The organism is uncultured Roseobacter sp., assembly GCF_947496515.1.
Classification (GTDB): domain Bacteria; phylum Pseudomonadota; class Alphaproteobacteria; order Rhodobacterales; family Rhodobacteraceae; genus Roseobacter.
In genome coordinates this window covers 436,328-463,140 of record NZ_CANMDB010000002.1, presented here as the reverse complement: position 1 = coordinate 463,140, position 26,813 = coordinate 436,328, and the positions used below count along the sequence as shown (strand labels likewise).

Here is a 26,813-nt window from a genome sequence, read left to right as displayed (position 1 = left end):
ACATGGATCCGGTTCACATCATTGGCGCAGGCGTCTCCGGTCTGGGGGCCGCGCATTACCTGGCACAGCGCGGAATACCGTCGGTCATTCACGAGACGGGCGACTATGTGGGCGGTCGTGCGGCCTGCCTGCAGCACGACGGTCATGCGTTTGAGATCGGTGGCAAGAATTTCTCAAGCGGCTGGCCGCGGTTCAATGCCCTGCTGGAGGAGTTCGCGATCCGGGAGTTTCAGGACCAGCATCCGGGCTTTCACATCGTCCTGAACGATCAACTGGTGGCGCTGGAGAAATCCAAGACCCTGACGGGGGATCTGCGGCTGGCGCGTGCTCTTGGTTTGCGGGGGGCGCTGCAGTTCCGCAACTTCATCGGGTTCGCCAAGCAGCACAGCGACAAGATCAACTACACCTCCGGCCTGATCGAGACCATCGAGCAGCGGTGGGATCACGCGCCCATCAGCCATCACTTTACCGATGCGCTCAACGCGGGGCCGCTGCGGCTTTTTTCCATCATCATGGGCGCGGCGGAGCCGGATGAGCTCTACCCCTCGCTGATGATGAATTTCGCCTCCGGTTTCGGGAAGGGCTCGCACCATGCTGTGGCCGGTGGCCTCGGGCGGGTGCATGACGGATTGGCGCGGGACAAGGACATCCGCCTTGGGTCCCGCATCACCGAGATTGTCACCCGCGACGGTCGGGTCACCGGGCTGCGCGTTGCCGCTGGTACCGGCACCCGGGTGATCCCTACGCGCCATGTGATCTCGGCGGTGCCTGGGCATGTGCTGCGCCGCCTGGTCGATCTGCCTGCTTTCGGCAGGGTGGCCTTTGACCGTTTGCGCTATTTCCCGCTGGCGCTGATCAACGCGGTCTATGACGCGCCGATTTTCCGCGAGGGGGTCCATTCGATCATGTTCGAGCCGGGATCGCCCTTGGGCCACTGCTCTGCCAACAGGCTCGACACGCCGGAGCATGTGCGCTTCACCCTGTCGGGCCGGGCCGCGCGGGAGGTGCTTGAATGCGATGACGCGCAGCTGATCGACATCGCGGAGCGGACCTTTTCGCAACGGTTGCCGATCCGCGCCAGACGCCGGGCGGTCCATGTGGCGCGGCATCCCGGTGGCATCTGCGGGTACGCGCCCCATTTCAGCGGCGTCAAGCGCGATATGTTGCGGGCCATCGACACGATCGCCGGGCTGGAAATCGCGGGCGATTATCTGGAAGGGCACACCATGGAAGGCTGCCTGACGTCTGCCGCACTGGCAGTTGAACGGCTTGCGGGCAGCGTGCCCGACGCCGCGCGGGTTGCGGCGTGAACCTGGCGCGTCTGAAGCGGCGTCCGTCGCGGGCGGTCGTGATATGGGCGGCGGGTGCGTCTTCTGTGATGAGCGGTGCGGCCATCGCGCCGGCAATCCCGGTGCTGGAAGCCGGGCTCGTTGCCGAAGGCCAGCCTGCCCCCCTGCTGGCGCGGGCCGCGCTGATTATGCCTGCGCTGGTGATCATGCTGTCAGGTGTCGTCATGGGGCGGCTCACCGGCCGCGTGGATCAGAGGCTTGGGTTTTGCCTGTCGCTCTGTGCGCTGGCCTTTTTTGGCGTCATCGGTGGGTTGGCGTCCGGCTACGGTTTTCTGTTGTTGAGCCGGGTCGGGCTCGGGCTGGCAACGGCGGCGGTGCTCTGTTTCGCCACGGCGGCCATCGCCGCGCATTACCAGGGAGCAGAGCGCGGGCGGGTGATCGGGCGGAAGGCCGCGGTCAATACCTTTGGCGGCGTGATCTTTGTGCTCTGCGGCGGGGCGCTGGCGGGGATCGCCTGGCAGGCGCCGTTCGTGCTCTATCTGCTGGCTGTTCCGGTGGCTGTTCTCGTGGCGGGACGCAGCTGGCGGTCACCCGGTACCGTGCAACAGACCGCGGTGCCGCTGGGTCCGATCTTGCTGGAGCTCGGGTTGCTGGTGATGGCGATGGGCGCGTTTTACCTGATGCCTGTGCAGGTGCCCTTTGTGCCGGCCTTGAGCGAGGCGCCGGTGCAGTCCGGTCTGGTTATCGCAGCCGCAACCCTGGCCAGCGGAATCGCGTCGCTGATCGTTGCCTCGCGCGCGGGACACGCGCCGGGGGCCGTGCGATCCGGGGCCCTTGTGCTGCTGCTGACCGGTCTTGCGATCTGCAGCCTTGTCGGGTCTCTGCCGGGGTATCTGTTGGCTGCGGTGCTGATCGGCGTGGCCTTCGGCGCGCTGCTGCCGGTGCTGATCTCTGCAATCATGGCGCGGAGCACACCGCAGACCGCGCACGGGCTTTCAGGGCTGATTGCGACCGCGCTCTATGCCGGGCAGGTATTGGCCGCTTTTTTCGCGCCGAGTGTCGGTGCGATTGACCCGCGTGCGCCCTTTGCTGCCTTTGCCGTGCTGAGTGCGCTGGCTTTGCTGCTGTATCTCTACGGGGCGTCGCTGCGGCCCGCGGGCCGCTGGCTGTGGGAGCGCGCGGCCTGAGGGCACCGCCGCCTCATGGCAGATCTAGCTTGAAAGATGCCGGTTGGGGTTTGTGCGCCCGGGCTGACGGCGACTGATCGCGGTGAGCGACATTAGCAGCTTCTCGACCTCCAGTGGCTCAACGGCATAGTGGTCGGCGCCGGATTCCAGCAGCTCAATCCCGCCGCTCTCCTGTGCCGCACCCAGCACCACCAGGATGGGCAGGGTCGTAGACAGCTTGCGCAGGCGGTGACACAGCGCCCGGGTCTTGCGCAGCTTGCGGTCGGCCATGATGATGACGGCGCTGATCATCGCGTGCTCAAACAGGCGGTAGACCTGTTTGCGGCGCGCGGCGCGCAGAGGCATGAAACCCCATCGGTCAAGCTGGATTTCCAGGAGGTTTCCGCGGGTGTCAGACGTGCTGTATATCACGATGGTTTCGCCGCCCACCGGCGGTAGAGGTCTGTGTGTGCTCACGCGAGTGCCTTTTTTTCTGTGTTTTGTACTTTGCCGCAGCGATGAAGTCGCGGGTCGTCTCAAAGGCGGGCTGTGGACCCGATAGTAGCGCAGTGCCAACCAGCACGCCATCGAAGCCGGTTTGCCGCGCGGCGTGCACGCAATCGGGCGTCAGAAGACCGGAGGCGCTGATCAGCGATCCCGCATGTGCAGCGCGCGCGGCGTCATAGAGCGCCTGGCTGTTCTCGACGCCGCCATCATCCGTTTCCCGGATGGCGATATCGCGGTTGTTGACGGCCAGCACGGCCCCTTCCGGCAGGCGCAGCCCGTCCAGCTCTTCGGGCGTGGCTGCTTCGACGAAAGGGGTTAGCCCGCGGCTCAGGGCCTGTTCTGCGAGGCGCAAGAGGTCACGGCGCCGGATCAGCTTGCAGGTCAGCAGGACCGCGGAGGCACCCGCATCGCGTGAGGCCTCAAGGGCGGCAGTGCTGGTGATGAAATCCTTGCGCAGGATCGGCAGGCCGGCGCCTTGCATCTGCGCGATCATCTCCAGCGAGCCTTGGTGCCAGCGGCCCGTTGTCACAGAAAGGCACGGCGCGCCCGCGCGGGCGTAGTCCCGTGCGATCTGGTCTACCGTGCGTGTCGCCAGCAGGGCACCTACCTTGGGCGAGCTTGGCTTGATCTCGGCGATCAGCGGGGCGGCAGCCTCGTCCAGCGCGCGGTGAAAGGACCTCTTCACGCCAGCGCTCTTTGCAGGCTGGCGCGGGCTTTGCCGGTGTTCTTCTTCGCAAAGGCCTGGGCCGCTTCGAGCGTGTCGAAGGGGGCACCGCTCCGGATGCAGTCGAGCGCGCGGCGCGTGCCCTCGGCGATGTCGCGGGCAATGCCCCCCGCGTACAGGGCCGCGCCCGCGTTCACGGCGACGGTCTGGGTAGCGAGCCGCGGCCCGCGGCCTCTGAGAATCCTCAACATGGTGGTGAGATTGTCGTCCAGCGTGCCACCTGCAAGCGCTTCGACCGGCCCGTCTGACAGACCGATCTCACTGCCGCAGAAGCGGCGCATCTCGGCGGCGTCGGCCCATTGCCAGCGCGTACAGCCGATGCTGAGAAACTCGTCCACCCCCAGTTCTGAATGCGCCATGAGCGCGGGGATCTGCAGCGTGCGCGCGATCCCGGTCAGCTGACGCATGCGCTCCGGCGTGGAGGCGCCAATGACACTGGCGCGGACGTCATAGGGACAGATCAACGGCCCGAGTGTGTTCACAAAGCGACCGACGATCTTGAAATTCAGCGGCATCGCCGCGATGGCAAGCCGTTTGCACAGGGCGGCGTAGCGCTGCGGGGCGGCAAAGGCGAGGCCAACCTCGCTCAACATCGCATCGACATAGCTGTCGGATGTGGCGCGGGAGAGGCCAAGCGCCTGCATGATGTCGGCCGAGCCCACGGAGGATGAATAGGCGGAGGAACCGGATTTAAGCACCCGGCCCCCCGCAGCCGCCGTGACGATGGCTGCCGTGGTGGAGATGTTGAAGGTCGACAGCCCGCCCCCGGTGCCGACGATGTTGACGGCAGTGGTGGCGGCAGGCAGGCGCGCGGGCGGATAGGCGCTGCGCACATAGCGCACAAAGCTCTGCATCCGCAGCGAGCAGGACGGCCCCGCTCCCAGAACCGCCAGAACACCGATGATTTCTTCGCGTGGGCGGGCGCCCACATCAACTGCGGCCCAATAGGACTGCAGATCGGCCATGGAGGCCTCTTCGCCGGTCAAAAGGGCTTTGGCTGTATCATCGAGTGTCATGGCGGGTCCTCCGTGGCCGGGCTCAGGCGGCTGTTTTGTGCTTTTCGCGGATAATGTCCTCGATCATCGAGATCGTATGATAGTTGTCCGGGTCGAGCTCATCCGGCGTGATGATCAGATCGAACTCGCCTTCGAGAAAGGCGATGAGCTTGAGCACGCCGAGGCTGTCGATGATGCCGTTTTCAATCAGGTCCAGATCGTCGGTCAGTTGATCCGGGGTCAGATCCATCGCGAATTCGTCGGCGATGAAGGTGCGCAATGTGGGGTAGGACATGGTCTTTCCTTTGCTTCAGGGTCTTGGTGAGGTGGTTGGGTCTGCCGGGGCAGGGGGTTTGGCATGTTGTGCTGCGTACTGGACGAGTTGCCGGCGGCAGGCTTTGCCATTGGAATTCTTGGGCAGCCCTGCGTCATCGAGGATGTAGCGTTTGGGCAGGGCGGCGGCGGGCAGCAGCTGTGCCAGATACTGGCGCAGATCAAGGCTGTTCAGGCTGGCATCTTCCGGCGTGACCCAAGCATAGAGCACCAGCCCCGCCGCCGTGGGAAACAGAAAGGTCGCGGCCTCGCTCACCTGAGGATGACCTTGCAGGGCGCGGTCCACCTCGCCCAGATCGACGCGCACGCCATTGAGCTTGACCACCGCATCGCGTCTGCCGATGAAGGTCAGCAGGCCCGCGTCGTTCCGCACGACGATGTCGCCGGTCCGGTAGTAGAGTTGCCCGCCGTGCCGCACCGTGACTTTGCGTGTCAGCTGCGGATCTGCGTAGCCGCGCATCATGGTGGGGCAGGTGACCCACAGCTCGCCTTCGCAGGGGCCCCCCAGCGGTTGGTCGGCGGCGTCCACGATCAGGTAATCTACATAGGGCAGCTTGTGTCCCAGCGGCAGCGGATCGGGTGGATTGGTGCGCGGCACCTCATAATAGAACGTGTCGTTTGTTTCCGTGCAGCCGTAGATGTTCACAAAGCGCGCGTTCGGAAAGAGATGAAAGAGTGCCTGCAGCGTGTGCGCGGGCATCGGCTCGCCGGCAAAGAGCACTCGGCGCATATGGGGCAGCTGGGTGTTTCGGCCCGCCTGGGCCAGAAGGGTCAATGCCGAAGGGGCTGAGTGCCAGACGGTGGCTTCGGTCGCTTCCAGCATCCGCAGGAGCGCGCCGCCGTTGCGGGCGCAGGCGGCATCGGCAAGGGCGAGATCGGCGCCCGTCATCAGGGGCACAAAGAGATCGAGAAAGGACAGATCGAACGCCAGCGGCGCGTGGCTCACCAGACAGTCGCTCGGTGCGATGCGGAAGGCCTCCGTCACCCAGTCCTGAAAGGCGTCGATGGCGGGGGCACAGATCTCGACCCGTTTGGGTTTGCCGGTGGAGCCTGACGTATGGAGCACGGCACATAGAGCCTGCGCGGAGGGTGGATAGAGCTGACCGGTTGTGCCGGGGGCGGGCCCGCGGGCCAGATCAATCAGAGGCACTCCGGCGCCTTCGGCCCAGGGCGCGAGGGTGGCCCGGGTGGCCGCATCGACGATCAGGGCGGCGGGGCGCAGATCACTCAGGATCCCCATCAGACGCGCGCCGGGATGTGTCGGATCGAGCGGCGCGTAGGCACGACCCGAGGCCAGCACACCGAGGATTGCGGCGATCGCCTCGGGGGTCTTTTCGGTGCAGATGGCCACCACATCTTCGCCCGTACCGACAGGTTGCGGCAGGCACCCCTGCACATCGCGCGCGCGCGCCAGAAGGTCGGCGTGACTGAGCCGCCTGCCGCCCGCGCTGATGACCGTGGCAGCGGGCCTTGCCGCGATCGCCTCGGCAATGGCCTCGAAGAGGGCGCGGGGGCCGCGGATGCCGGGTTGGGCGGTCTGATCGAGAAGGGGGTGGTGGGTCATCTGCTGGTCCTCACAGGCCGAGAATGGCGGCGATACGATTTTTCTGAATGTCGGAGGTGCCGGAGTAGATTAGCCCTCCCATGGCGTTGCGCATCTGCGCCTCGATGCCTGTCTCGCTCATGTAGCCGGTGCCGCCGTGCAGGGTGACGGCGTCCATGGCGTTGGCCACATGCGCTTCGGAAATGGCGAGCTTGGCACCGGCGAATTCCAGCGAGGCCTGGCCGCCGCCTTCCAGCGCCGCGACCATCCGCGCCAGCCAGCTGCGCGCCGATTGCAGGCGCATGTGCATGTCGGCAATGCGGTGCGAGACCGCCTGAAAGGAGCCGATGCGCGCGCCGAATTGCTGGCGCTCCTTGGCGTAGGCGAGGCAGGCCTCGAACTGGCGGCGCATCTCGCCCACCTGAATGGCGAAGACGCAGAGGATCTCCCACCGCATGACTGCGTCGAGCATGACGAAGCCTTGCCCTTCCCGCCCGATCAGGCGAGAGGCGGGCACGCGAACGTCCGACAGGTAGAGGTCTGCCATCGGTGCCGTGCGCAGGCCCATCTTTTTGCGGGGTTTCCCGATGGTGAAACCCGGGCTGTCGCAATCAACCGCAAAGGCGGAAAAGCCGCCAAGCGCGCCCTTTGTCGGGTGGGTACGCGCGTAGATCACGCAGATATCCGCGATGGGCGCGTTGGAGATAAAGCACTTGTCGCCCGAGATCACATAGGCGTCGCCGTCCCGGACAGCCGTTGTTTTCATCGCAAAGGCGTCGGAGCCGCTGTGCGCCTCGGTGATGGCGTGGGCGCCGACGCGGGAAGCGGAGACCAGATCTGGCAGCAGCTCCTCTCGCAGCGCGTCCGAGCCGAAGGTTTTCAGCGGTACACAGGTGCTGCACAGATGCGTGGCCAGCGAAAAGCCAAGGCCCGCATCCTCGCAGATGTAGCCCAGATGCTCCAATACCTCCGCCAGTTCGGCGGCGGCGAGGTCCATGCCGCCGAAGTCCTCGGATGTCACCAGCCCGGTCAGGCCTGCGTCCACCAGCGCCTGCCAGCGGCCGGTTCCGAAGCAGCCTTGCTGGTCATCCTCGATCCACCCGGCGTTGAGCGCGTCCTTCCAGCGGGAGAGCCCGTCCGTCAGGGTCTGCACCAGATCCGCGCGAAAGCTGTCGCCGGGCGTGGCCAGAGATATTTGGGGATAGATGCGCATCTGTCAGCGGGCCTCCGTTTCTGGGCAGCGTTCGAGGATCAGGCTGGCGTTGAGCCCGCCGAACCCCAGAGAGTTCTTCATGGCGATCCTGCCGCCAATGCGTCGGTCCGCGCCGCTGAGCGGCAGGGGAAATCCTGTCTCCAGCGGGGTATGGGTCGTGGTCATCACGGGAGCATCGCCGGTTTGCAGCGCCAGAACGGTCGCCACCGTCTCGATGGCACCGGCGGTGCCCAGCAGATGCCCGGTGCTTCCTTTGGTGGAGCTGATCATCGGCCGTGGCCGGTGGCTGCCGAAGACGGCGCGCAAGGCTTCTGCCTCGGCCACATCGTTGAGCGGCGTCGCCGTGCCGTGGCAGTTGACATAATCGATGTCGCCCGGTGCGCGCCGTGCCTGGGCCAGCGCTTGTTGCATGGCCCGGGTCAGACCGTGGGGGTTGGGGCTGGTGATGTGGTGGGAATCAGTCGCAAGCCCCATGCCGGAGAGCCACGCCAGGGGTGTTGCCCCCCGCGCCCGCGCCGCCTGCTCTTCCTCCAGCACAAGGATGGCGGCACCGTCGCCGATCATCATCCCGTTGCGGGTTTCGTCAAAGGGTCGGCAGCTGTCGCGGTCCATGGCGCGCAGGGCGTTGAAGCCCGCAAAATCCGCCTCACGCATGCGGTCGGAGCCGCCAGCCAGCATGATGTCCACGTCGCCCGACCGGATCCGCGCAAACGCGTAGGAGAGGGCGGCCAGCGACGAGATGCAGGCGCAGGAAAAGCTGCACAAAGGTCCGCTCAACCCCAGCACGCGAGCGAGGATGTCGACCGCACTGGCCGGTGCCACGACCTGGGCCAGCGCGTCGGGGCTGTCCGTCTCCATCAGGTCGGCAAAGCTGTCCATCATCCCGCCGGACGTGGTGCCGATCGCACAGCCCGCCCCGCGCAGTGTGGCGGCGTCAAGCCCGGCGCGGGCCACCGCATCGAGGGCGGCCAACAGGCCGTTGGCAGCACAGGCGGCTTCCGCGTCGGAGGGCTGTGCCGCCAGCACCTCACCGTGCCGCCGCAGGGCGGCATCGAGCAGACGCGCGGTCTTTTCGGGATCGGTGGGATACCCAAGTTTCGAGCGGAAGGCCGTGCTGTCGAACTGGCAGGGAAGCCCGGGGGGGTTGCCGCCCTGGCCCAGCACCTGACGGAAGGCATCCAGATCGGGCGCGTCGCGGGTGATGACGCCCATACCGGTGATGGCGACGCGGCGGTCCATTAGCAAAGCTCCATTGCGTTAAAGGCGAGTGTGACCGCGATGCCAGCCGGGCAGGCCGGTAGTCGGATCTGCGCGCCATCCGGCGCGGGTTCCGGTATGCTTATCGACCGGTGCAGGGCCAGCAGCCCTTCGGCGCCAAGATGGTCGACCGCCATGGTGCCGCAGGCGCGCGCGCTGTCGGTCGGCTGGCCCGCTGCCACATCCAGCAGAACCGGGGCGCTCTTTGCCCTTGTGGCGAGGCTGTCCCGTTCGAGCATCACGAGCACCATGCTCTCGCCGAACACCAGCCCGGGGGTTGCGCGGGCGCGGTGGGCCAGATGGGTGCTGACCGGTGCGGTGAAGTCCTCATAGGCCGCGACAAGGACGCGGTCGCAGCGACCATCGCGCAGCCAGTCCCAGGCGCACAGCAGCGCCTGAAGACTGGCGGCCTGGGTGTTGACCACCGCAAAGCAGGGTCCCTGGATCTGAAAGTCGATGGCGCAGGCCGAGATGGGGTAGCTGTGGGTGGCCTGGGCAAAGCGGATGGCATCGACGCCTCGGGGACCGAGATGGCGGAGCCTTGCGTGGATCTCGTAGACCTGGCTGCACCCGAACATGGAGCCCGAGACGAGCCCGGTCCGTTGCCCTGCGATGTCTGAAGGGGACAGACCAGTCTGGGCCAGCAACCTGCTGATCATCTGGCTCAGCCGTGCGTAGGGTCGGGTCAGTCGGCCACGCTGGCGCGCTGGCAGCGCGTCGAAGTCCGTGTGGTCGAGAAACTGTAGACCAGAAAAGCCAAAGGCGGTCTGTCCATCGGTCGCTGCCGGGTATCCTGCCACGGTGGGAGAAGCCGTTTGAGGAAGGTCGGCAATGGAACCGGATATGATGATGGTATCTGACATGGAAAGACGCACCTTTGGCAAGTGTGGAGAGGGTTGTCCGCCTTAGTAGGCGGAGCTGCCGCCTCCGAGACTGTGGCGCTCGTCGCCGCGCAGTGGGGGGTTGAACACGCAGACGAGCCGCATGGTCTTGCTCGCTTTCAGCCAATGCGCCTCGTGCTTGTCGAGTGCGTACATCGTGCCGGGGGTGATCTTGTGGGTCTCGCCGGTGGTGGTGTCCACGACCTCGCCTTCGCCTTCGATGCAGTAGCAGGCCTCCAGGTGGTTTTTGTATTCCAGCAGCGATTCCGTGCCCGCGTTGATGACGGTGTCGGTCAGCGAATAGCCCATGTTGTCTTTCTGGATGAGCAGGCGACGGCTATTGCCATTGCCCCAGGGCACATCACGTTCGGTCTCAGCGATATTTTCCAGGGAGTTGATGATCATGTTGTCCTCTCGTTTCAAATGCGCCGTGTTACTGTCCGGCAAAATCAACGATAGACGACTTCCCTGTTGCCTAGTTTGCGGAAATGTTCCGAAACATTCTTGTTCATCACAGTCGATCACCATTTGGTGACATCATTGTGGCGCAGATCGCAGGCGATGTTTTATTGCCCTCTGACGCCGCCTGGTAACACGCTGTGATCGGGCAGAAACGCCCGCGATCCGCTTCGGTTTGCCACATCAGGAGGATGGGGCAAGCCGCTGATAATATTTTATAAATCGGAGGTATGAGGTGTTGGAAACCGGCCGCTCACCACAGCGTTCCAACGGGCGTGATCTGAAGGGGTAGATACCGCTGACGGACAGGCCCTGAGAGGTGTCAGGCCCGGTCCGCGATCAGCGAGCCAGAGCGAAAACGCGTGCGCGTTTTGAAGAGCGATCCGTGCTTTTCGTGCAGTCCCTGAAGGATCAGATCGTAGGGCAGATCATCAAAGGATCCGTGATCCCGCACCACTTCCATATGGGCGCGCCCCTGCTCGTCGTAGGGATGATGCACGCAGTCGTTGTAGCCGTCGAATTCCAACGGGGTCAGCCCGTAAAGCTGGCAGAGCCGGGCGTTGAAAACGGGTGTCGCCTTGATCCATTTGCCATCGAGACGCAGCTGCACCAGCGCGTGATAGTGAAAGGTGCGCGTGCCCATCAACGCTTCGAGCTTGGCAGAGCACAGGTGGTTTGTCACATCCGTCAAACACAGCCGGGCGGGGATACCCGCGTGGCGCAGCAGGGTGATGTAGACGATGGACTTATGGATGCACATACCCGATCGGCGCTGCAGGATGGCGCTTGCACACATGGCGGGGCGTGAGAAATCGGCATTGTAGATCTCGTAGAAAAGCGCGTCCCGCACTGCGTAGAAAAGTGCCACCGCCCGAGCCCGGTCGTCCGGGGCGCAGTCTTTTATCGCCTTGTCGTAAAAGGCCGCGATCTGCGGAGACTGGCAGTCGAAAAAAGATGTAGGTGCCAGCGCGGGCGCGCCGGCTATCGCGGCGGGATGTGCTGTATGTTGCATGATCAGACGGCCTCCAGTGTGGTGCAAAGCGCGCCCGGGATCGTGACACTGATTTCAGTGCCTTCTCCCAGCGTGCTCTCGATCTCGATGGTGCCGCCCAGCCCGTTGGCGATGGTCTTGCACAGGTACAGACCCAGGCCATAGCCGCCCGACGCGCGCCCGCGGGATTCGTCGGCGCGCCAGAAAGGCTCCATCAGGTATTTCACATGGTCTTCGGCGATGCCGATGCCGCGGTCGCGCACGGCGATCTTGAGGTCTGCGCCGTCTTCGCCGGCCGTGGAGAAGATCACCTTGATCGGTTTCCCCTCGCCGTAGCGGATGGCGTTGGAGACGAAATTCTTCAGCACGACGCTGGCCAGAAAGCCGTCAAAATAGGCGGTGTCCCGGTCGGTTCGGTTCTGCACGGAGATCGTCACGCCGGGTGTCGTCATCTGCGCGATCTGCTCGTGCGCAAAGGGCTCCAGGTCGATGAAATCGCAGGTGGATTCGCCAGAGTTGCGTTTTTCCGCCGCAAGGATCGAGGACAGAAGCTCTTCCACCACCGTGATATCGCGCGAGATTTGCGTGCGCAGCTGCGCGTCATCCACCATGTCCTTGCGGACCTTCAGGCGGGAGAGCGGCGTGAGGATCTCGTGCGGGATGGCCAGCAGCATATGCCGGCGGCTTTCCTGAATGCGCTGCAGCTCCGCCACCATCTTGTTGAAGCTGGCGGCAAAGGTACGGAATTCGCCGTAGGTCTTGTCGAGCGGGATCTGGTAGTCCAGATCGCCGCCCTCCACCTTCTTGATGCCGTGGGTCAGCACGTCGAAGGGCAGGGTCAGCCGCCGGATCACCACAAAGATCCCTGCCACAGTCAGCAGCACGGACAGCACCACCAACCCGACGAGGAACAACGCATAGGTGGAGATGCTGCGCCCGAACTGCGGCAGCACCGCGACCACATCTTCGCGTGCCGAAACAGCGGCGTAGCGATCGCCAAAGCTGCTGATCGCGATCCGGTCCCGGTCGTTCATCGCGTCGCGGTAGAGATCGGCATAGGGCGAGGCCAGTGTTTCCTCCGGTGTCATGATGACGATGGAGGTTTCCTCCAACTCATGGGGCACCTCGTCCTCGCCGATGGCGTCATCGACGAAGGCTTCGAACAGGGTCTTGGCCAGGTACCGGCGGGGGTGTTCGTCCGCCACGCGTTGCAGGGACAGCACCAGCACGATGCTGAGCACCGTTGTCGAGAACAGCGTGGCCCAGAGCAACGCGCTGAAGACAGAGCGGTCCTCGGGCCATATCCGGGCCTTGAGCAATGCGCGCATCATGAGCGTTGATCCAACATGATCGCATATCCCTTTCCCCGGCCGGTTCGGATGAAATCCTGTCCAAGGCCCTGATCGCGGAACTTCTGACGGATGCGGTAGATGATGGTATCTATCATAGCCGGGTCGCTGCGCATGTCATAGCCGACACTGCGCAGAATCTCCTCGCGTGTCAGGAAGGTGTCTGGGTGCGCGTGCAGGGCTTCGATGATCCGCATTTCCAACTCAGTGAGATTGACGCTGTGCTCGGCGTACGAGGCGCTCATGGTGGCCCGGGATACCGCCAGCTGGGGCGCAGCGGGCGGGGCCGGGCTGTCGCTGGCCCGTATCCTGCGGCTCACGGCGCCAAGGCGGGCGACAAGCTCGCGCATCTCGACGGGTTTGGCGATCACATCATCCACGCCGCTTTCCAGCGCCACCACCCGGTCGGTCAGCCCCGAACGCGCGGTCAGGGCGACAATGGGGATTTCCGCGTAGGCGCTCTGGCTGCCGCGGATCTTGCGACAGACGGACATGCCGTCCAGCTCCGGTAGCATCATGTCGAGCAGCAACACATCGAAGCTGCGGCTTTCCAGCAGCTTGAACGCAGCTGACGGCGTATGTGCGGCGCTGAGTTCTATCCCGTAGGTGTTGAACGCAGGTTCCATCGCTTCGCCCAGCTCCGCATCGTCGTCCAGCATCAGCACGTGCATGTTTCGGGTCCTTCCAGGGTCTGTTCCAAACCGGCCTCGTTTCTAGAAACGCCAGATCAGGGCCGCTTGCAGCGACCGCTCGGTGGGGTTGGAGCCGTAGACCGACGCGTCGCTGCCAAAGAACTCGATCCCGCGCAGCGCCAGTGTCGCCGTGTCGTTGATGGGAATGTCGAGCGAGACCTGCGCCAGCCCGCTGCCGTCCTCGGGGACCAGAAACGCCAGAAATGACAGATCGCTGTCGCCGATGGCGTCGGTCCAGGTTAGGCTGGAAAAGAGCTGTTCTTCGGCGAGCGGTTCCTGACGCCTGTTGGCCAGATCAAAGAGCGTACCCGCTGCGGCGAGATCGGGGCCCGCGGCATCCGCCAGCGCGTCGATTTCGCTGCCTGACAGCCCGCCGGTGTTCCGGTGGTATTCCAGCACCAGCGACACCTGTTCGGCCCCCACGATTGCTTCGGGCAGTGCCCAGTTGGCCCCGATGACGGCCTGCACCTGCGTCTTGCGGCCCGCATCCGCGCCGATCCCCTCCCGAAACCCTGCGGAGCCCGAGCCGTCGCTCAGCGCTTCGGCAGCCAGCGGCAGGCGGCGTTGAGCCATGACCTCGGAGTAGAGCACGAGGCTGTTGCCGATGGTGCCGCTCAGCTCGAACCCTAGGCCCGGGTCGCCGTCCAGCACCAGGGCGTTGGCCGTGAGTGACAGGTTTTCGCCGAGGTTCGGTGTGATTTTGACAAAGGCCGCGTCTGATGCGTTGGTGCGATTGAGCTGCAGGCCCACGTTGTCAGCACCCGCCCAGATGGAGTTGCTGCCCGCCTTGATCTCGGGCCGGATCCCCGCCTGAAGAAGCGTGCTGCCGATGCTGGTGGAGCCGGTGAGAGCAAAGACCCCCAGACGCTCGCGGCGGCGGTCGGCGGGGGCGGCACTGCCGGTGAGCACAAGGCTGTCGTCGCGGAACCAGTCGGTTGGGTTGAACCCCAGGGCGACACCGTTGCGGATGTTGGTCCGACCGATCTGCAGGTTGCTGCCACCGGGGAAGGCGAAGTTCACCGCCAGCTCCTGCACATCGAAATTGACATCGTCCTCGAAGGCAAAGTCGTCGTTGTCCGAGGTGGTCGCGCGCGCCCTGAGGTTAAAGATCAGGTTGGCGCTGTCGCTGAGCGGGCGCGTGCCGTAGTAGTGCGCCTGAAGCCGGAGTGAGGCGTCGGACCCGCCGTCTCTGCCCAGCGTATCGAACGCGCGGGCCTCCAGTTCCAGCGTGGCATTCTCCCCCAGAGAGAAACGCGGGGGCGCTTCCTCGGCGGCTGCCACATCCGGCACCGCCAAGTCCTCTCCTGCATCCTCCAGCACGGGAGGCAGCGCGGTGCTGTCCGCTGCCGTGTCGCTCGGGGCCGGTGGCTCCAGCGGCTCGGCGGCGGGGGCGCTGTCACCGGGCAGAAGCGGTGGCAGGTCAAAGTCCTGTGCTGCCGCTGACTGTGCCAGAGCGCAGGTCAGCAGCAGGACGGCGAGAGAGGGGGCGGTGCGGGACATGGGTCTATTCAATGCTTGTTGGATCAGGAGGCGCGGAAGTTTGGCAGCCACTCTTTGCTGAACCAACTCGCCGGGATCTCCTTTGCTCGGAAGTTGCTCATGTTCATGGTGGTGACGCTGTTGGGGTTGAAGCCATCGGCGATCACGACCTCGGTGGGACGCCGTGCGCCCATCTGGGATTTCAACTTACGGTACCACGCTACTTTGATCAGCTTGCCGCTTTTCGTGTAGTACTTGCCCTTGACCGGCTGATTGTTGCTTGCGTCCACCCAGAACTCGATACTGCTGTAGGTGGCGGAGTTGCGCGATTGTTTCAGCATCAGTTTCTGGCAGGAGCGGTTCTGCCGGTCGCCGTCCACGATGGCCTCTGATCCTGCCAGCTGGGCGCTGTAGTCCCCCACGAGGTTGGAGCTGACCACATCGCCGTTTGATGCATTGCCGAGGAGGCGCTGCCGCGGTGAGATGCGCACCGATGCCTTGGAGGCGGGATCGTAGAGCCACAGGATATTGCCGTTGCGCAGCATGATCTTGCCTCGGTCCCGGGCGGGGCTGTTGATATGCACCAGCGTCTGGAAGTTGCTGGTGGCCGGGCGGGCATAGACAGTGACGGAGGTGCGGTCCTTCACCTTGCCCCGGTTGTAGTCAACCAGTTCGACATCGACGGCAAAGGTGGTCTGTGGGTTCCGGATCCTGTCCGCCTGGCTGAGCAGGGTGTCGGCCGTTCCTGCCAGCGCTGGCAGCGCGCCAAGGCCCAGACCGGCGGTGGAGAGGGTGCCGAAAAGCAGTTTGTTGAAGTCGCGACGATCGAGTGACATGGGGCTGGTCCTTTCTGAAGTGTTGGGGTCGTCCTGCGGCACTCAGGCGCGCTGCAGGCTCTCGACGATGTTGAAACGGGCGGCCCGGAAGGTCGGCGTGAGGGCCGCCAGGAAGGCGAGGACGATGAGCGTGGTGACGACCCCGATGGCGAACATCGGATTGTCCAGCACCATCAGCTGCACGGTCAGCGGTGTCGCATTCGACGGCGGTGTCCACTGGATGCCCGCGCTGTTGACCACATTGGCGAGGATCAGCGCGGAGACGAGCGCCAGTGCAGCACCTATGGCGCCGATCAACACGCTTTCCGTCAGAAAGAGGGCGCGAACAAATCCCTTGCGGAAGCCAAGCGCGCGGATCGTGCCGATCTCCTTCACCCGTTCCATCACGGTCATGGAAATGGTGTTGACGATGGTGAAGACGATGACAATGGACAGCACCAGCGACACCACGATGAACATGAACGTGAACATGCCGAAAATGCGGTTGAAGGTCGGGTCCACCTCGGTGAAGTGGTAGACGCTGAGGTCCAGCCCTTCGGCGGCGATCACCTCGGCCACGCGGGTCTTGACGGCCTCCAGAGTGGCGGGGGTCCTGACCTGTAGCATCAGCGCGGTTGCTTCCTGACTGTCACCGTAAAGGAGCGTGCGCGCCTCCTCGAAGTTCATCATCACAAAGGCGTTGTCGATGGCGCTGACCGATTGGCTTTGGGCGCTCATTACCGACACGCGGGCGATGTTGGGCACACCGGTGGAGGTTGCGGCCATCACGTTAAGCTGTGGCGCAAGCGCGGTGGGGTCTGTCGTGGCCAGTTCGCTTTCCCCGGCGACGAGAGAGGAGAAGTCCTGCTCTGCGCTGGCGTTGGCCGCCTCATTTACCGGCGGGTCCTGGCAATCGGGCACCGCGAGGTCTGCACAGAGCCCCATCATGCGGGCCATACCGACGCCGATCACAACATCCTCGGCGCTGCCGCCTGTGAGGCCGGTCGCTGGCGTGGTCTGGTTGATCTGCCAGCCGTCCCATTGCCGCATCTGGTCGATTTCCGCAGGCACGATCCCGGTCCCGATGAAGGTCTTGGAATTGCCGGTCTCGGCGTTGCCCGCGACACCTACCATATTGATGCGCGGGGTGATCATCGTCAGCTCTTCGGCGAGCATGGGATCGGCGGCGAGGCGGGCAACCACCTGGTCCCAGTTCTTGATGGTGTAGGCGTCGGGATCTGCGGCGCCGAAATCCAGATAGCCGTTGCGGTAGATCTGCAGGTTGCCCTGCTCCTGGATCATAGACGTCTGCACGCCGAACCAGATGGAGGTGACAAAGCCCCCGAAGAGCAGGGCCGCGAGACCGCCGATGCCGATGGCAAAGGCTGTCGTCAGCGATCGGCGGCTGTTTTTGAGGATGTTGCGCAGTGCGATTTTCCAGATCATGGCTCTTACTCCTGAACGGTTTTGCCGTCGATGATATTGATGACCCGGCTGGCGGGCATGATCAGATCGGTGTCATGGGTACAGATGAGCACGCTCGTGCTGTGCTCGCGCTGCACCCGCTCCATCAGAGTGACGATGTCGCGAGAGGTCTTGCTGTCGAGATTGGCGGTGGGCTCGTCCGCGATCAGCAGTGTGGGCTCGCTGACCAGTGCCCGGGCGATGGCGACGCGCTGGCGCTGGCCACCGGAAATTTCGCCGGGGCGGCGATCCATCATGTCACCCAGACCCACTGCTTCGAGATATTCCGCGCCCCGGTCGCGGCGGGCGCGGGCGGTCATTTTGTGGTTGAGCAGCGGGAATTCCACATTCTCGCGGACGCTCAGGACCGGAATGAGGTTGAAGCTCTGAAAGACAAAGCCGATATGGCGCGACCGAAAGTCTGCCGCGGCCTTGTCCGACAGCTGCGTGACGTCCTCACCCAGAAAATCCACCGTGCCGCTGGTGGCTCTGTCCAGCAGGCCTAGGATGTTCAGCAGGGTGGATTTGCCGCTGCCCGACGGGCCGGTGACAAAGGTGCTTTGCGCGCGGGCGATGCTGCCGCTGACCCCTTGCAGGGCGGGCACTTCGACCCGGTCCATCTTGTAGATCCGGGAGACATTCTCAAAACGGAGAACCGGTTCAGGGGCATGCCGCGCGGTGCTGCCATCCTCAAACGTCTCCGGGGCATAAACGGTGTTCACGGTCATATCCTCGTATGTCAGGTTTAACTGACACCAATGTACGGACCGGGACCGGCTCAACTCAAACAACAAAGAATGGAGTTTCTACACGGAATTCCGCACGCAGATTATGACCAGATGTCGAAATATGATAGGATTGTCACAGATCATTTACCGGTTTCAGAACAGCACAAAGGCGACCTCCTGCAAGAGATCGCCCAAGGTCGCGTTGGTCTGATGTGGTCAGGTAGTGGCGCGTTTCAGGGACGCGAATGAGTACATGGACAGGGCCGCGAAGGTCAGTGCCAGCAGCGCCATGACGGCACGAATGGTGTTCCAGAATGTCCAGCTTGCGTGAAATTCAGACCACACTTCTGGCGCGCGGGCCGGGTCGAGCCGGGCGGGATCCAACGCCTCCAGTGCCGTGTTGAGCGGGACATTGATGTTCACGGTTGGCAGGAACGATCCCAGAAAATAGATCACTGTGGCGATCAGCAGAAGCCCCGCCGCTTCGCGCTCGTCCAGCAGGTAAAGTGCGACCGCGTTGCCAAAGGCGATGATGGGCGTAAAGAGGAAGGTAAAGAGGAACACCATGTTCCGGGTGCCCTGATTGAGCAGCTGCATGGCATGGATCGCCTCGATTTCGGGCAGGTTGTCGAGCCCCTGCATGACCGACACGGAATAGGCATAAAAGAACCCTCCGATGGCACCGAAGAGGACGATGGGCACAAGGCATAAGATCAATTTGAGACGGCTCATGGGGCGATACCTGACCAGAGAAACGGTTGGTCCTGATGTACGCCGATTGCCCGGACAAATCGACCCGCCCCCATATCATTCGACAAAAAGCACAACAGCCGTCAAAGATGACGTGCTGTGACAAAACGCCACATAATGCGACAGATTTGGGTTCGGCCGTCAGCTTTGTGACGGGTGATGCACCTGTCCCACAAGGGAATAGCCGCGACCCCGTACCGTGCGGATGAAGTCGGCCTGCGCACCGGCCTCCTTGATCTTGGTTCGCAACCTGTAGACCAGCGCGTCGATACTGCGGGTGTAGATCACCTTGATGCCGTGCACCTCCCCCAACAGATCATCGCGGTTCAGGATTTCGCCGGGTCGCTGTGCCAGCGCCACCATCAGTTCGAACTCCATCGACGTGGTCTCGAGCTTGTCGCCGTTGACCAGAACGCGGGCCCTTTGGGTCTCGATTGTCAGCGTGTCGCCTTCAAGTGCGATCTCGCAGCTGATGCCGCTGGCGGGGGCCGGGTTGCCCGGTTTGGTTTCACCCGTCGCGGCGGCCTGGGATGTTTTGGACCGGCGCATGATCGCGTTGATCCGGGCCACGAGCTCTCGCGGCTCGAAGGGTTTCTTTATGTAGTCATCGGCGCCCGTTTCCAGACCCACCACCATATCGGTGAGTTCCGTCCGCGCTGTCAGGATGATGATCGAGATATCCTTGTAGGGCGCATCGCTGTAGCGGATCTTGCTGCACATCTGCAGACCGTTGATCTCCGGCAGCATCACATCCAGGAGCAGCAGATCGTAGGGTTTGGACGCCAGCGCCGCAAATCCGTCGCTGGGGGTATGCACGGCATCCAGTTCAATGCTGTAGCTTTTCAGGACGTCGCGGGTGACCGCGGACAATTCGACGTCATCGTCAATCAAAAGCACTTTCATCTATCACACTCTATTTCAAATAAGCATTTATTAACATGTGAGCGGGGTCAGCAGGCGCCTTAGGATGAAGGCGGAAAATCGAAGATCAGTGGTACGGCACGACAAGTTCAACTTTCATTCGTGGGTATCCCAAAACTCGAAATCGCAAACCGGCCGCAGCCAAAATAATTAAAAAAAGTGTTAAGATTTCTCGCTATGATAGAAGTAAGGATCAAATCGTGCAAGCCGAACACATGAAAACCGCCGCTAAACTGCAGCCTGATCCGGGATTGAGCAGGAAACCGCCCAAGGGCTCTGTGACCCGTCTGGTGGTGGGTTTGTCGGGCGCGTCGGGCATGCCCTACGCGCTGCGGCTGCTCGAAGTCCTGCAAGGTCATTCGGTCGAGACTCATCTGATCGTGACGAAGCCTGCCATGCAGACGCTGGCGGTCGAGACCGCAGATGGCCTCAGAATGGCGCGTGCGCTGGCGGATCACTGTTATTCCAACAACGACATCGGTGCCGCGATCGCATCGGGGTCTTTTCGCGCGCACGGCATGCTGGTCGCACCCTGCAGCGTCAAAACCCTGGCCGAGATCGCCAACGGTATCGGCAGCGGATTGCTGACGAGGGCTGCGGATGTGACGCTCAAGGAACGCCGCAGGCTGGTTCTGGGCGTGCGCGAGACGCCTTTTACGCTGGCACATCTGCGCAACATGACCGCTGTCACAGAGATGGGCGCCATCGTCGCGCCACCGATGCCCGCGTTCTACACCGACGGTCAAAACGTGGAGGATCTGATCAACCATCAGGTTCAACGCTGGCTGGATCTCTTTGATCTGCACGTGGATCTCGCCCCAAGGTGGGAAGGGATGCGGTAGCCGGGCTGCATCTCGTTTTAGCGTCCAGGGTGTCTGAGGCGAGAAAACGAACAGCCCGGCACCACCGATCCGATCGAGACATCTACATGCTATCAGCCCGTTGAATGCGGCGCAGGGCGTGTCCCAGAAGGTCTCCGCCCTGCGCTTTCACCACCTTCGCGGCCCGCGCGCCTGTCACCCAACTGGGCGCACGGCCTGCAACGGGCGAAGGTGATGACGTCATCACCTTGCACCGCGCAGCCCTGATCCTCGGCGTGGTTGGATGGGGACTGCGTGAGCGGCATCCGCTGACGATCCAGCCAGAAAGCGACGGATGGGGAGTTTACCTACCCCGCCACTACACGTCGCGTCGCGCGGAGGCATACCGTTCGGAGGCCTCGTAGTAGGTGTCAAAGCCGATGCGCTTCCGCAACTCTCCGAAGGGCATCTGGCCGGGCCGGGAGTCCTCGCGCATGGAGCGCAGGGTCGTGACCATCGCCTGCATTGCTGCAGCCATCAGCGACAGCGGGTAGGCGGCAATGGCGTAGCCGATCTCCTGCAGGTGCGCGTTGGGCAGATCCGGCGTCTCGCCCCCTTCGACGATATTGGCCATCTTGGGCCCCGGCAGACCATCGCAGATCTCGCGCATCTCCGTCTCCGAGCGCGGTGCCTCCACAAAGAGGATATCCGCACCGAGCTCTGTGAAAGCCGCTGCCCGCGTCATCGCTTCCGCCAGCCCGTGCTCATGCCGCGCGTCGGTGCGCGCCAGGATCAGGATGTCGCGACCCTCCGCGCGCAGAGCCTCCCGCGCGTCTACCGCAGCACGGATCCGGTCGCAGGCCTCGTCCCGCCCGACCACTGCCTTGCCCGGCGTGTGACCGCAGCGTTTCGGCGCCAGCTGGTCCTCGATCATCACCGCAGCACAGCCCGCTTTGGCAAAACCCGCAACCGTCCGGCGCACGTTCATGGCGTTGCCGTAGCCGGTGTCGCCGTCGCCGATCAGCGGTATCCTCGTGGCCTCGGTGATGTTGCGTGCCTGATCGACAACCTCGCCATAGCTCATCAGCCCCAGATCCGGCGCACCGATCCGGCTGGCGGAGGCGGCAAACCCGGACATGAAGGTAAGCCCATAGCCCTCCTGTTCGATCAGCCGCGCCGACAGCGCGTCAAAGCAGCAGGGCATCACATGGCATTTGTCTTGCGCCAGCAGGGATCGCAGGGTGTTGGCGGCGGTCATGGGGTCACCATTTGAAAGGAATATAAAGGGCAAGGTCCGGCAGGACGTAGAGGATCGCGACCGTCGCAAGCATGAGCACCAGAAACGGCCAGACACCGCGGGCCACATTGGCCAGACTGGTGCGCGCGACGGATTGTATGACGTAGAGGTTCAGCCCGACCGGCGGCGTGATCAACGCGCATTCCACCATGATCACCATATAGATGCCGAACCAGATGGGATCGAAGCCCAGGCCCAGAGCCGCGGGCAACAGCACCGGCGTCATGATCAGGATCATCGACAGCGCCTCGAACACCAGACCCATCAGCAGCAGCACAACGGAGACCACGAGGATGAACATCACCGGCCCGTCGATGGTCTGGGCCAGAAAGGCGGATATGTCCTGCGGGATGCGGTAAAGGGCGATGGCCTTGCCGAAGACCTTGGCCCCCGCCACGATCAGCAGGATCGCTGCGGTCGTGATGGCACTTTCGCGGATCGCCTCCCAGAGCGCCTGCCATGTGAGCGTGCGGAGCCAGAAGGCGGTGATCCCGAGGGCCGCGGCGAAGCCGACTGCGGCGGCCTCCGTCGGGGTGAAGGCACCGGAGTAGAGCCCCAGGATCACCAGCGCCGCCAGCGCCAGCGAGGGCAGGGCGCGCAACGATGCCGACAGGCGTTCCGCCCGGCTCGCCTTGGGCACGGGCTGGAAGCTACCGGAAAGCCGCGCGTGCAGCATGGCAAAGGCGACAAAGAGGCTGACCAGCAGCAGCCCCGGCCCGATCCCCGCCAGAAAGAGTGCTATGACCGATTGTTCCGTCACAAAGCCGTAGACGATCATCGGGATCGACGGCGGGATCAGGATGCCCAGCGTGCCCCCTGCCGCAAGCAGCCCGTAGACAAAGCGTTTTTCATAACCGCGGTTGATCATCTCGGGAATGGCGACGGTCCCGATGGTTGCCGCCGTTGCCACCGAAGAGCCCGAGATCGCCGCAAAAAGCGCGCAGCTGATGATCGTCGCCACCGCCAGCCCACCGGGCCAGTGCCCGACCCAGGCCTGCACGGCGGCAAAAAGATCGCGCCCCACGCCGCCCTTCAGCAGCAGGTTGGACATGAGCAGAAACAGCGGCACCGCCAGCAGGATGAACCCATCGAGGGTGGAGAGGATCGACTGCGGCGCCATGAGCGGGGAGAACCCGCCCAGATAGAGCATCCCCAGCCCCATGCCGCCAAGCGCAAAGGCCACCGGCACGCCCATCAGCAACAGACCGAAGAGGGCCGCGAGGATCAGCAGTATGGTCATTCGTGGCTCGCCCCGAGGCTCGTTGTGTCTGACCCGCGCAGCCCGATGAGCTCGACCACGCCCTGCAGTGCCAGCAGGCCAAAGCCAAGCGGCACCGACGCCTCCGAGATCCAGACCGGCAGGTTCAGCAGCGAGCCGGTGGTGCGGCCTCGGGTGAAACTGTCGTGAAAGATGTCAAAACCCCAGAACGCCACGATGGCCGAAAAGACAATGATCACGATGAGCGCCAGCGCCGTGCACAGCCGCTGCGCCGCAAGGGGCAGCAGCGCCGTGACTGCGTTCACCGTGATGTGCCGCCGCAGGGTGAGCAGGTACGCCATGGCCAGCAGACAGCCCCAGATGAGGCACAGCTGGCTCAGCTCCGCCGCCCAGATGGTCGGACGGATGAAGAAATAGCGGGCCACCACCTCATAGGTCAGCATGACCCCGGTGGCCGCCATCAGCAGCGCGCCTATGGTGCAGGCGATCTGCGACAGTCTGGTGATGATTGTCATGTAATTGAAGTGACGGCGACCGGCAGGCCGCCGCCTTTCCCAGCGTCAGCGCGTTTCAGGAACCGGATCCGACACCGAGCGCGTCCAGCACCTGGCGCCCGGCATCACCCGTCGCGGCGAGATAGCCGTCATAGACAGGCTGCGCCACGGCCTGCCATTCGGCCAGCTCCGCATCGGTCAGCTCCACGATGGTCATGCCGTTTTCTTCCGCGGCGGCATAGGCTGCGGCTTCGATCTGGCTCATCCGGTCACGCACATCGTTCTGCGCCACCTCTGCCGCGGCCTCGATGTGGCCCTGCATCTCAGGGCTCAGCCCGGCCCACCAGTCGCTGTTGACCACCACGACGAATTCGATGTTGGCATGGTTGGTCTTGGTGATTGTGTCCATGACCTCCCATAGCTTGCGCGACTTCACGCCCGACACGCCGGTCATGCCCACATCAACCGTGCCGCGCTGGTAGGCCAGATACTGCTCGGAGCCCGAGATCAGCGTCGGCGCGCCCCCCGCGGCAGAGACGAAATCACCCAGCGTCTTGCCAAAGACACGCGCCTTTTTGCCTTCCATATCGGCGGGTGTGCGAATGGGTCCATCTTGCGACAGCAGGATCGCGCCGCCGTAGGCTTGCCAATAGAGCACCTCGCCGCCGGTCTTGGCGATCTCCGTTTCCAGGATCTCGCGGACGGGCGAGCCTTCGGCGACGGCGGCGCGCACTTTCTCTTCCGTGTTGAAGAGGAAAGGCATGTAGAACACATCCACCACGGGCGCATCGCCCACGTAGCGCGTGAGCGAGGCGACACCGGCCTCAATCGCGCCGGAGCCCACGGCGGCAGGCACTTCCTTGTCTTTATAGAGCGTCGCACTGTCGTAGATCTCGACATCGATGGCGCCGCCGGTGCGCTCTTCGACTTCTTTTTCAAACAGCGTCAGGTTTTCGCCAAGGTGGCTGGTCAGCGGCAGTTGCAGCGAAATGCGCATTTTCTCCTGCGCGGTGGCGGCGGTGCCGACCAGCGCCAGGCAAGCCACGGATGCGAGTGTTTTCCGGAACATGTCTTCCTCCCCATTTTCCTCAGCCCGGAGACTAACGGAGTTGCGCCTTTTGACAACCGTTTCCGGATCGGTGTCTTTGTCGCGCGCCGCAGGCGGGCAGGGATCGGGGGTGGCCCGGCTTGGCGAAGACCGGGCCAGTTCTGCGGCGCGCCCCGCCGTCAGTCGACCCTATGCGCCGACGCCGCAAAGCAACCCGGTTTGGCGATATGCAGATGCGCGTAGGCAATCTCTGCATCCGTAAAGGCCGCTGAGATCGCGTCCGCGACCTCTTCGCCCGGGATCACATCCGCCGCCACCATCATATGAATCTGATCGAAAAGCCGAAGAGAGATCAGCCGCGTACTGATCACCGCCGGGATCTCGTTGACCACCGGGGCCGCCTGCATCGCGTTCTCCCGGACAAACACGGCATGGGTGGACTGATAGGGGCTGTCGCCGGGCTGGTGCATGTAGTTGGTCAGGATCACCCGCTCTCCGATCTCAGCGTCCTGCAGGCTGACGCGGCAAGGCGTGCCCGGCGTCTCGGTCACTGTCATCCGGCAGGCCTTTCGCGCGGCCAGCGCGTCGTCGCTGAGCGCGAACAAGGGGGCGAAATCCGCTGCGGGCAGAGGTTTGATCTGAAAATCCATGGGGCCGTCTCCTGATTGTGGGTGATCTTGCCTACCGTGGGGATGCCGTTCGCCGCGACCCGATTGCTGCGCTTTCGATGTCGGTCGGCGGCACAGGCCGGAGGTGACACGACTCACCTGACGCAGTAGAGTTTTTGGTCAGGACACCCGCGGCAAGGCAGATCCCATACGGCGGCGCACGGTGATGAACGAGCCTTGGACATGACATGCACCTATGAAAGCACCGGCAAACAAGCAGGACACCAAAAGCCGGAGCGCCGCGCGGGTCAGCACCACGGCGGGCGGTGTCGTGGTCCCCGGGCTGGCTGCACCCGGCGCGCAGCGGCTGGCCAGATTGAAGCATCTCGCGGACCGCGAGACATCCTCCTCCCAGCAACCGCTGCCGCCGGGCGGGCCCTCACCGCATCACCGCGCCGTCATTCAGGGAAAATTTTCCGATGAGGCCGAGGAGACAGCAAGCTTCGTCAAGTTCAGGAACCACTTCGCCGAGCAGTTGGCTGGTCTCGAGATCGGCGAGCAGATGGGATTTTTCGCAGCGCTACGGGATGATCCGCATCCGTTCACCCTGAAAGACATACCCTCAGAGATCGCAAAGCGTCGCAAGCCCATACCGGCTGTGACACCGCGCGCGCAGCGTCCGCCGTCCCCCGCCGCTGTGCCGAAATCGACGGGAAAGAGCGAAGAACCCGACCGTAAGGAGGCGGCGCCCGCGGTCGCTTCGTCGTCGAAGAAGGCCGCTGCAAAAGGGGCGGCGACACCCTCCATGATCATCAACTACGTCTGGCTCGGCAATCGTAAACTCGGCAGTCTGGAGCGGTTCAACCTTTTCTCATGGCGTACGCTGGGTCACCGGGTGCAGGTCTTTGCGCTGAGGTTCGATGGCGATCCGGCCACTGCCGGCAGCGTCGGGCTGGACCCGGGGGACGCGGATGTCATCGATCTTCGGCAGATGCTGGGCGTTGATAAAAAAGAAACCGCCGAGGCAAAGGCTGACAGCAAGGACCCCCGCGCGATCCTGCGCGGTGCCCGCGGGCTGATGCTAAGCTGGATTGACCAGCTCGCCAAAGACGAAAGCGAAATCACCTTCATCTACAATCTGGTCGATCTGGTGAAATCCTACATCGGGGCGAGCCGCCGTGGCATCGTGCTCGACCTCAAGATCGGGCCGAGCGAACACTTGGGCAAATATGCGGAGGCATTTGACACCAAGTTCATCAGTTTCAGCCGCGGCGGCAAGACCGGGGCATCCGTCGAAAACCAGAGCATGGGCACGATGCAGGAAGCGGACGATCTGCGCGTCAAATATGCGGAGAATCTGCGGAACAAATACGAAAACAAGATGTACGGCGATGTTCTGGGGCCGATGGAGAAAAATCCGCGCGACAAGCATTTCGACAAGATCACGGGATGGCACGGGCGGTCTTTCGATCAGATGCGCGGGGATGCGCTGAATGTTTCTGAATACGCGCCCGATGGCAAAAAGATCGATCCAGAGTCTAAGTCTTATGACGTGGACGAACCGGGTGGGAGCAGCAAGGGGCCCTTTCGCGTCTTCAAACGTGCCGATCAGCAGACCAATCAAGGCAGCGGAGCCGCCCGTGCGCAGCCGATCAAGCCGCTGGCCCAGTCGGTTTACGAGACGCAACTGGCCGAGCATATCGATGAGGAAAACGGCTTTGCCGCAAAGGCGGGCGACGCGATGTCCGGCATCGACAAGCCAAAGACGTAATTCAATCTCCGGCAGGTACC

27 protein-coding genes are annotated in these 26,813 nt (G+C 63.6%); 4 read left to right on the top strand and 23 right to left on the bottom strand.

Going from position 1 to position 26,813, the window contains the following annotated elements; genetic code table 11:
- Positions 1-2 precede the first annotated feature (2 nt).
- Both Q1A53_RS05845 and Q1A53_RS05840 read left to right on the top strand, forming a co-directional pair.
- Positions 3-1,310, top strand: a complete 1,308-nt coding sequence (locus Q1A53_RS05845) for an FAD-dependent oxidoreductase (protein ID WP_299963956.1) — start codon at positions 3-5, stop codon at positions 1,308-1,310.
- Positions 1,307-2,476, top strand: a complete 1,170-nt coding sequence (locus Q1A53_RS05840; protein ID WP_299963954.1) for an MFS transporter — start codon at positions 1,307-1,309, stop codon at positions 2,474-2,476. Before Q1A53_RS05845 ends, Q1A53_RS05840 begins: the two co-directional genes overlap by 4 nt.
- Before the next feature lie 24 nt (positions 2,477-2,500).
- Here Q1A53_RS05840 and Q1A53_RS05835 read toward each other — a convergent pair whose 3' ends face one another.
- From Q1A53_RS05835 to Q1A53_RS05750, 18 genes are all read right to left on the bottom strand, one after another.
- Positions 2,501-2,821: a hypothetical protein gene (locus Q1A53_RS05835; RefSeq protein ID WP_299963952.1), complete on the bottom strand. Its 321-nt coding sequence runs from the start codon at positions 2,819-2,821 to the stop codon at positions 2,501-2,503.
- A gap of 46 nt (positions 2,822-2,867) precedes the next feature.
- Complete coding sequence (locus tag Q1A53_RS05830; RefSeq protein ID WP_299963949.1) at positions 2,868-3,647, bottom strand: hypothetical protein; 780 nt, start codon at positions 3,645-3,647, stop codon at positions 2,868-2,870.
- Positions 3,644-4,702, bottom strand: coding sequence for a hypothetical protein (locus tag Q1A53_RS05825; protein WP_299963945.1), 1,059 nt, complete (start codon positions 4,700-4,702; stop codon positions 3,644-3,646). Before Q1A53_RS05825 ends, Q1A53_RS05830 begins: the two co-directional genes overlap by 4 nt.
- 22 nt (positions 4,703-4,724) lie before the next feature.
- A complete protein-coding gene (locus tag Q1A53_RS05820; RefSeq protein WP_299963942.1) occupies positions 4,725-4,976 on the bottom strand; it encodes an acyl carrier protein in 252 nt (83 codons plus the stop codon).
- Positions 4,977-4,991: 15 nt separating this feature from the next.
- Complete coding sequence (locus tag Q1A53_RS05815) at positions 4,992-6,578, bottom strand: AMP-binding protein (protein ID WP_299963940.1); 1,587 nt, start codon at positions 6,576-6,578, stop codon at positions 4,992-4,994.
- Positions 6,579-6,588: 10 nt separating this feature from the next.
- Entirely contained in the window at positions 6,589-7,770 is a 1,182-nt protein-coding gene (locus Q1A53_RS05810) for an acyl-CoA dehydrogenase family protein (protein WP_299963932.1), read from the bottom strand.
- A gap of 3 nt (positions 7,771-7,773) precedes the next feature.
- Positions 7,774-9,009: a beta-ketoacyl-[acyl-carrier-protein] synthase family protein gene (locus Q1A53_RS05805; protein WP_299963929.1), complete on the bottom strand. Its 1,236-nt coding sequence runs from the start codon at positions 9,007-9,009 to the stop codon at positions 7,774-7,776.
- Positions 9,009-9,890, bottom strand: a complete 882-nt coding sequence (locus Q1A53_RS05800; protein ID WP_299963926.1) for a beta-ketoacyl synthase N-terminal-like domain-containing protein — start codon at positions 9,888-9,890, stop codon at positions 9,009-9,011. Before Q1A53_RS05800 ends, Q1A53_RS05805 begins: the two co-directional genes overlap by 1 nt.
- 42 nt (positions 9,891-9,932) lie before the next feature.
- The gene (locus Q1A53_RS05795; protein WP_299963923.1) at positions 9,933-10,313 is read right to left on the bottom strand and encodes an ectoine synthase; all 381 of its coding nucleotides are present in this window, start codon (positions 10,311-10,313) and stop codon (positions 9,933-9,935) included.
- Between the two features lie 376 nt (positions 10,314-10,689).
- A complete protein-coding gene (locus Q1A53_RS05790; protein ID WP_299963920.1) occupies positions 10,690-11,379 on the bottom strand; it encodes a transglutaminase-like domain-containing protein in 690 nt (229 codons plus the stop codon).
- A gap of 2 nt (positions 11,380-11,381) precedes the next feature.
- Complete coding sequence (locus Q1A53_RS05785; protein ID WP_299963917.1) at positions 11,382-12,689, bottom strand: HAMP domain-containing sensor histidine kinase; 1,308 nt, start codon at positions 12,687-12,689, stop codon at positions 11,382-11,384.
- Complete coding sequence (locus Q1A53_RS05780) at positions 12,686-13,378, bottom strand: response regulator transcription factor (protein WP_299963914.1); 693 nt, start codon at positions 13,376-13,378, stop codon at positions 12,686-12,688. Before Q1A53_RS05780 ends, Q1A53_RS05785 begins: the two co-directional genes overlap by 4 nt.
- Before the next feature lie 42 nt (positions 13,379-13,420).
- On the bottom strand, positions 13,421-14,899 hold the full coding sequence (locus Q1A53_RS05775; RefSeq protein ID WP_299963912.1) for a hypothetical protein: 1,479 nt from the start codon (positions 14,897-14,899) through the stop codon (positions 13,421-13,423).
- 23 nt (positions 14,900-14,922) lie between these two features.
- Positions 14,923-15,714 carry an outer membrane lipoprotein-sorting protein gene (locus Q1A53_RS05770; RefSeq protein WP_299963910.1) on the bottom strand — a complete coding sequence of 264 codons (792 nt, stop codon included), beginning with the start codon at positions 15,712-15,714 and terminating at the stop codon, positions 14,923-14,925.
- Positions 15,715-15,756: 42 nt separating this feature from the next.
- On the bottom strand, positions 15,757-17,139 hold the full coding sequence (locus Q1A53_RS05765; RefSeq protein ID WP_299963908.1) for an FtsX-like permease family protein: 1,383 nt from the start codon (positions 17,137-17,139) through the stop codon (positions 15,757-15,759).
- Positions 17,140-17,144: 5 nt separating this feature from the next.
- On the bottom strand, positions 17,145-17,879 hold the full coding sequence (locus Q1A53_RS05760) for an ABC transporter ATP-binding protein (RefSeq protein ID WP_299963906.1): 735 nt from the start codon (positions 17,877-17,879) through the stop codon (positions 17,145-17,147).
- A gap of 222 nt (positions 17,880-18,101) precedes the next feature.
- Complete coding sequence (locus Q1A53_RS05755) at positions 18,102-18,617, bottom strand: anthrone oxygenase family protein (protein WP_299963904.1); 516 nt, start codon at positions 18,615-18,617, stop codon at positions 18,102-18,104.
- Positions 18,618-18,776: 159 nt separating this feature from the next.
- Entirely contained in the window at positions 18,777-19,538 is a 762-nt protein-coding gene (locus tag Q1A53_RS05750) for a response regulator transcription factor (protein ID WP_299963902.1), read from the bottom strand.
- 233 nt (positions 19,539-19,771) lie between these two features.
- Here Q1A53_RS05750 and Q1A53_RS05745 point away from each other — a divergent pair, with 233 nt between their 5' ends.
- The gene (locus tag Q1A53_RS05745; protein WP_299963900.1) at positions 19,772-20,398 is read left to right on the top strand and encodes a UbiX family flavin prenyltransferase; all 627 of its coding nucleotides are present in this window, start codon (positions 19,772-19,774) and stop codon (positions 20,396-20,398) included.
- A 337-nt stretch (positions 20,399-20,735) separates the two neighbouring features.
- Here Q1A53_RS05745 and Q1A53_RS05740 read toward each other — a convergent pair whose 3' ends face one another.
- The 5 genes from Q1A53_RS05740 to Q1A53_RS05720 form a co-directional block, all read right to left on the bottom strand.
- The gene (locus tag Q1A53_RS05740; RefSeq protein WP_299963898.1) at positions 20,736-21,614 is read right to left on the bottom strand and encodes an isocitrate lyase/PEP mutase family protein; all 879 of its coding nucleotides are present in this window, start codon (positions 21,612-21,614) and stop codon (positions 20,736-20,738) included.
- A 4-nt stretch (positions 21,615-21,618) separates the two neighbouring features.
- On the bottom strand, positions 21,619-22,893 hold the full coding sequence (locus Q1A53_RS05735; protein ID WP_299963896.1) for a TRAP transporter large permease subunit: 1,275 nt from the start codon (positions 22,891-22,893) through the stop codon (positions 21,619-21,621).
- Positions 22,890-23,387, bottom strand: coding sequence for a TRAP transporter small permease (locus Q1A53_RS05730; RefSeq protein ID WP_299963894.1), 498 nt, complete (start codon positions 23,385-23,387; stop codon positions 22,890-22,892). The genes Q1A53_RS05735 and Q1A53_RS05730 overlap by 4 nt, the downstream gene beginning before the upstream one ends.
- 55 nt (positions 23,388-23,442) lie before the next feature.
- Complete coding sequence (gene dctP, locus Q1A53_RS05725) at positions 23,443-24,435, bottom strand: TRAP transporter substrate-binding protein DctP (RefSeq protein WP_299963892.1); 993 nt, start codon at positions 24,433-24,435, stop codon at positions 23,443-23,445.
- Between the two features lie 158 nt (positions 24,436-24,593).
- On the bottom strand, positions 24,594-25,064 hold the full coding sequence (locus tag Q1A53_RS05720; RefSeq protein WP_299963890.1) for a DUF1203 domain-containing protein: 471 nt from the start codon (positions 25,062-25,064) through the stop codon (positions 24,594-24,596).
- Between the two features lie 214 nt (positions 25,065-25,278).
- Between Q1A53_RS05720 and Q1A53_RS05715 the strand changes: the two genes are divergently transcribed.
- Entirely contained in the window at positions 25,279-26,793 is a 1,515-nt protein-coding gene (locus tag Q1A53_RS05715; protein WP_299963888.1) for a hypothetical protein, read from the top strand.
- The last annotated feature ends 20 nt before the right edge of the window (positions 26,794-26,813 follow it).

What these genes read in the sequence shown, in the direction of transcription:
- Q1A53_RS05740 (WP_299963898.1), bottom strand. Translation starts at nt 21,614, where the DNA reads ATGACCGCCGCCAACACCCTGCGATCCCTGCTGGCGCAAGACAAATGC.
- Q1A53_RS05720 (WP_299963890.1), bottom strand. Translation starts at nt 25,064, where the DNA reads ATGGATTTTCAGATCAAACCTCTGCCCGCAGCGGATTTCGCCCCCTTG.
- Q1A53_RS05845 (WP_299963956.1), top strand. Translation starts at nt 3, where the DNA reads ATGGATCCGGTTCACATCATTGGCGCAGGCGTCTCCGGTCTGGGGGCC.
- Q1A53_RS05770 (WP_299963910.1), bottom strand. Translation starts at nt 15,714, where the DNA reads ATGTCACTCGATCGTCGCGACTTCAACAAACTGCTTTTCGGCACCCTC.
- Q1A53_RS05745 (WP_299963900.1), top strand. Translation starts at nt 19,772, where the DNA reads ATGAAAACCGCCGCTAAACTGCAGCCTGATCCGGGATTGAGCAGGAAA.
- Q1A53_RS05805 (WP_299963929.1), bottom strand. Translation starts at nt 9,009, where the DNA reads ATGGACCGCCGCGTCGCCATCACCGGTATGGGCGTCATCACCCGCGAC.
- Q1A53_RS05730 (WP_299963894.1), bottom strand. Translation starts at nt 23,387, where the DNA reads ATGACAATCATCACCAGACTGTCGCAGATCGCCTGCACCATAGGCGCG.
- Q1A53_RS05835 (WP_299963952.1), bottom strand. Translation starts at nt 2,821, where the DNA reads ATGCCTCTGCGCGCCGCGCGCCGCAAACAGGTCTACCGCCTGTTTGAG.
- Q1A53_RS05775 (WP_299963912.1), bottom strand. Translation starts at nt 14,899, where the DNA reads ATGTCCCGCACCGCCCCCTCTCTCGCCGTCCTGCTGCTGACCTGCGCT.
- Q1A53_RS05755 (WP_299963904.1), bottom strand. Translation starts at nt 18,617, where the DNA reads ATGAGCCGTCTCAAATTGATCTTATGCCTTGTGCCCATCGTCCTCTTC.
- Q1A53_RS05715 (WP_299963888.1), top strand. Translation starts at nt 25,279, where the DNA reads ATGAAAGCACCGGCAAACAAGCAGGACACCAAAAGCCGGAGCGCCGCG.
- Q1A53_RS05765 (WP_299963908.1), bottom strand. Translation starts at nt 17,139, where the DNA reads ATGATCTGGAAAATCGCACTGCGCAACATCCTCAAAAACAGCCGCCGA.
- Q1A53_RS05815 (WP_299963940.1), bottom strand. Translation starts at nt 6,578, where the DNA reads ATGACCCACCACCCCCTTCTCGATCAGACCGCCCAACCCGGCATCCGC.
- Q1A53_RS05820 (WP_299963942.1), bottom strand. Translation starts at nt 4,976, where the DNA reads ATGTCCTACCCCACATTGCGCACCTTCATCGCCGACGAATTCGCGATG.
- Q1A53_RS05780 (WP_299963914.1), bottom strand. Translation starts at nt 13,378, where the DNA reads ATGCACGTGCTGATGCTGGACGACGATGCGGAGCTGGGCGAAGCGATG.
- Q1A53_RS05800 (WP_299963926.1), bottom strand. Translation starts at nt 9,890, where the DNA reads ATGTCAGATACCATCATCATATCCGGTTCCATTGCCGACCTTCCTCAA.
- Q1A53_RS05790 (WP_299963920.1), bottom strand. Translation starts at nt 11,379, where the DNA reads ATGCAACATACAGCACATCCCGCCGCGATAGCCGGCGCGCCCGCGCTG.
- Q1A53_RS05825 (WP_299963945.1), bottom strand. Translation starts at nt 4,702, where the DNA reads ATGACACTCGATGATACAGCCAAAGCCCTTTTGACCGGCGAAGAGGCC.
- Q1A53_RS05785 (WP_299963917.1), bottom strand. Translation starts at nt 12,689, where the DNA reads ATGATGCGCGCATTGCTCAAGGCCCGGATATGGCCCGAGGACCGCTCT.
- Q1A53_RS05795 (WP_299963923.1), bottom strand. Translation starts at nt 10,313, where the DNA reads ATGATCATCAACTCCCTGGAAAATATCGCTGAGACCGAACGTGATGTG.
- Q1A53_RS05750 (WP_299963902.1), bottom strand. Translation starts at nt 19,538, where the DNA reads ATGAAAGTGCTTTTGATTGACGATGACGTCGAATTGTCCGCGGTCACC.
- dctP (WP_299963892.1), bottom strand. Translation starts at nt 24,435, where the DNA reads ATGTTCCGGAAAACACTCGCATCCGTGGCTTGCCTGGCGCTGGTCGGC.
- Q1A53_RS05735 (WP_299963896.1), bottom strand. Translation starts at nt 22,893, where the DNA reads ATGACCATACTGCTGATCCTCGCGGCCCTCTTCGGTCTGTTGCTGATG.
- Q1A53_RS05810 (WP_299963932.1), bottom strand. Translation starts at nt 7,770, where the DNA reads ATGCGCATCTATCCCCAAATATCTCTGGCCACGCCCGGCGACAGCTTT.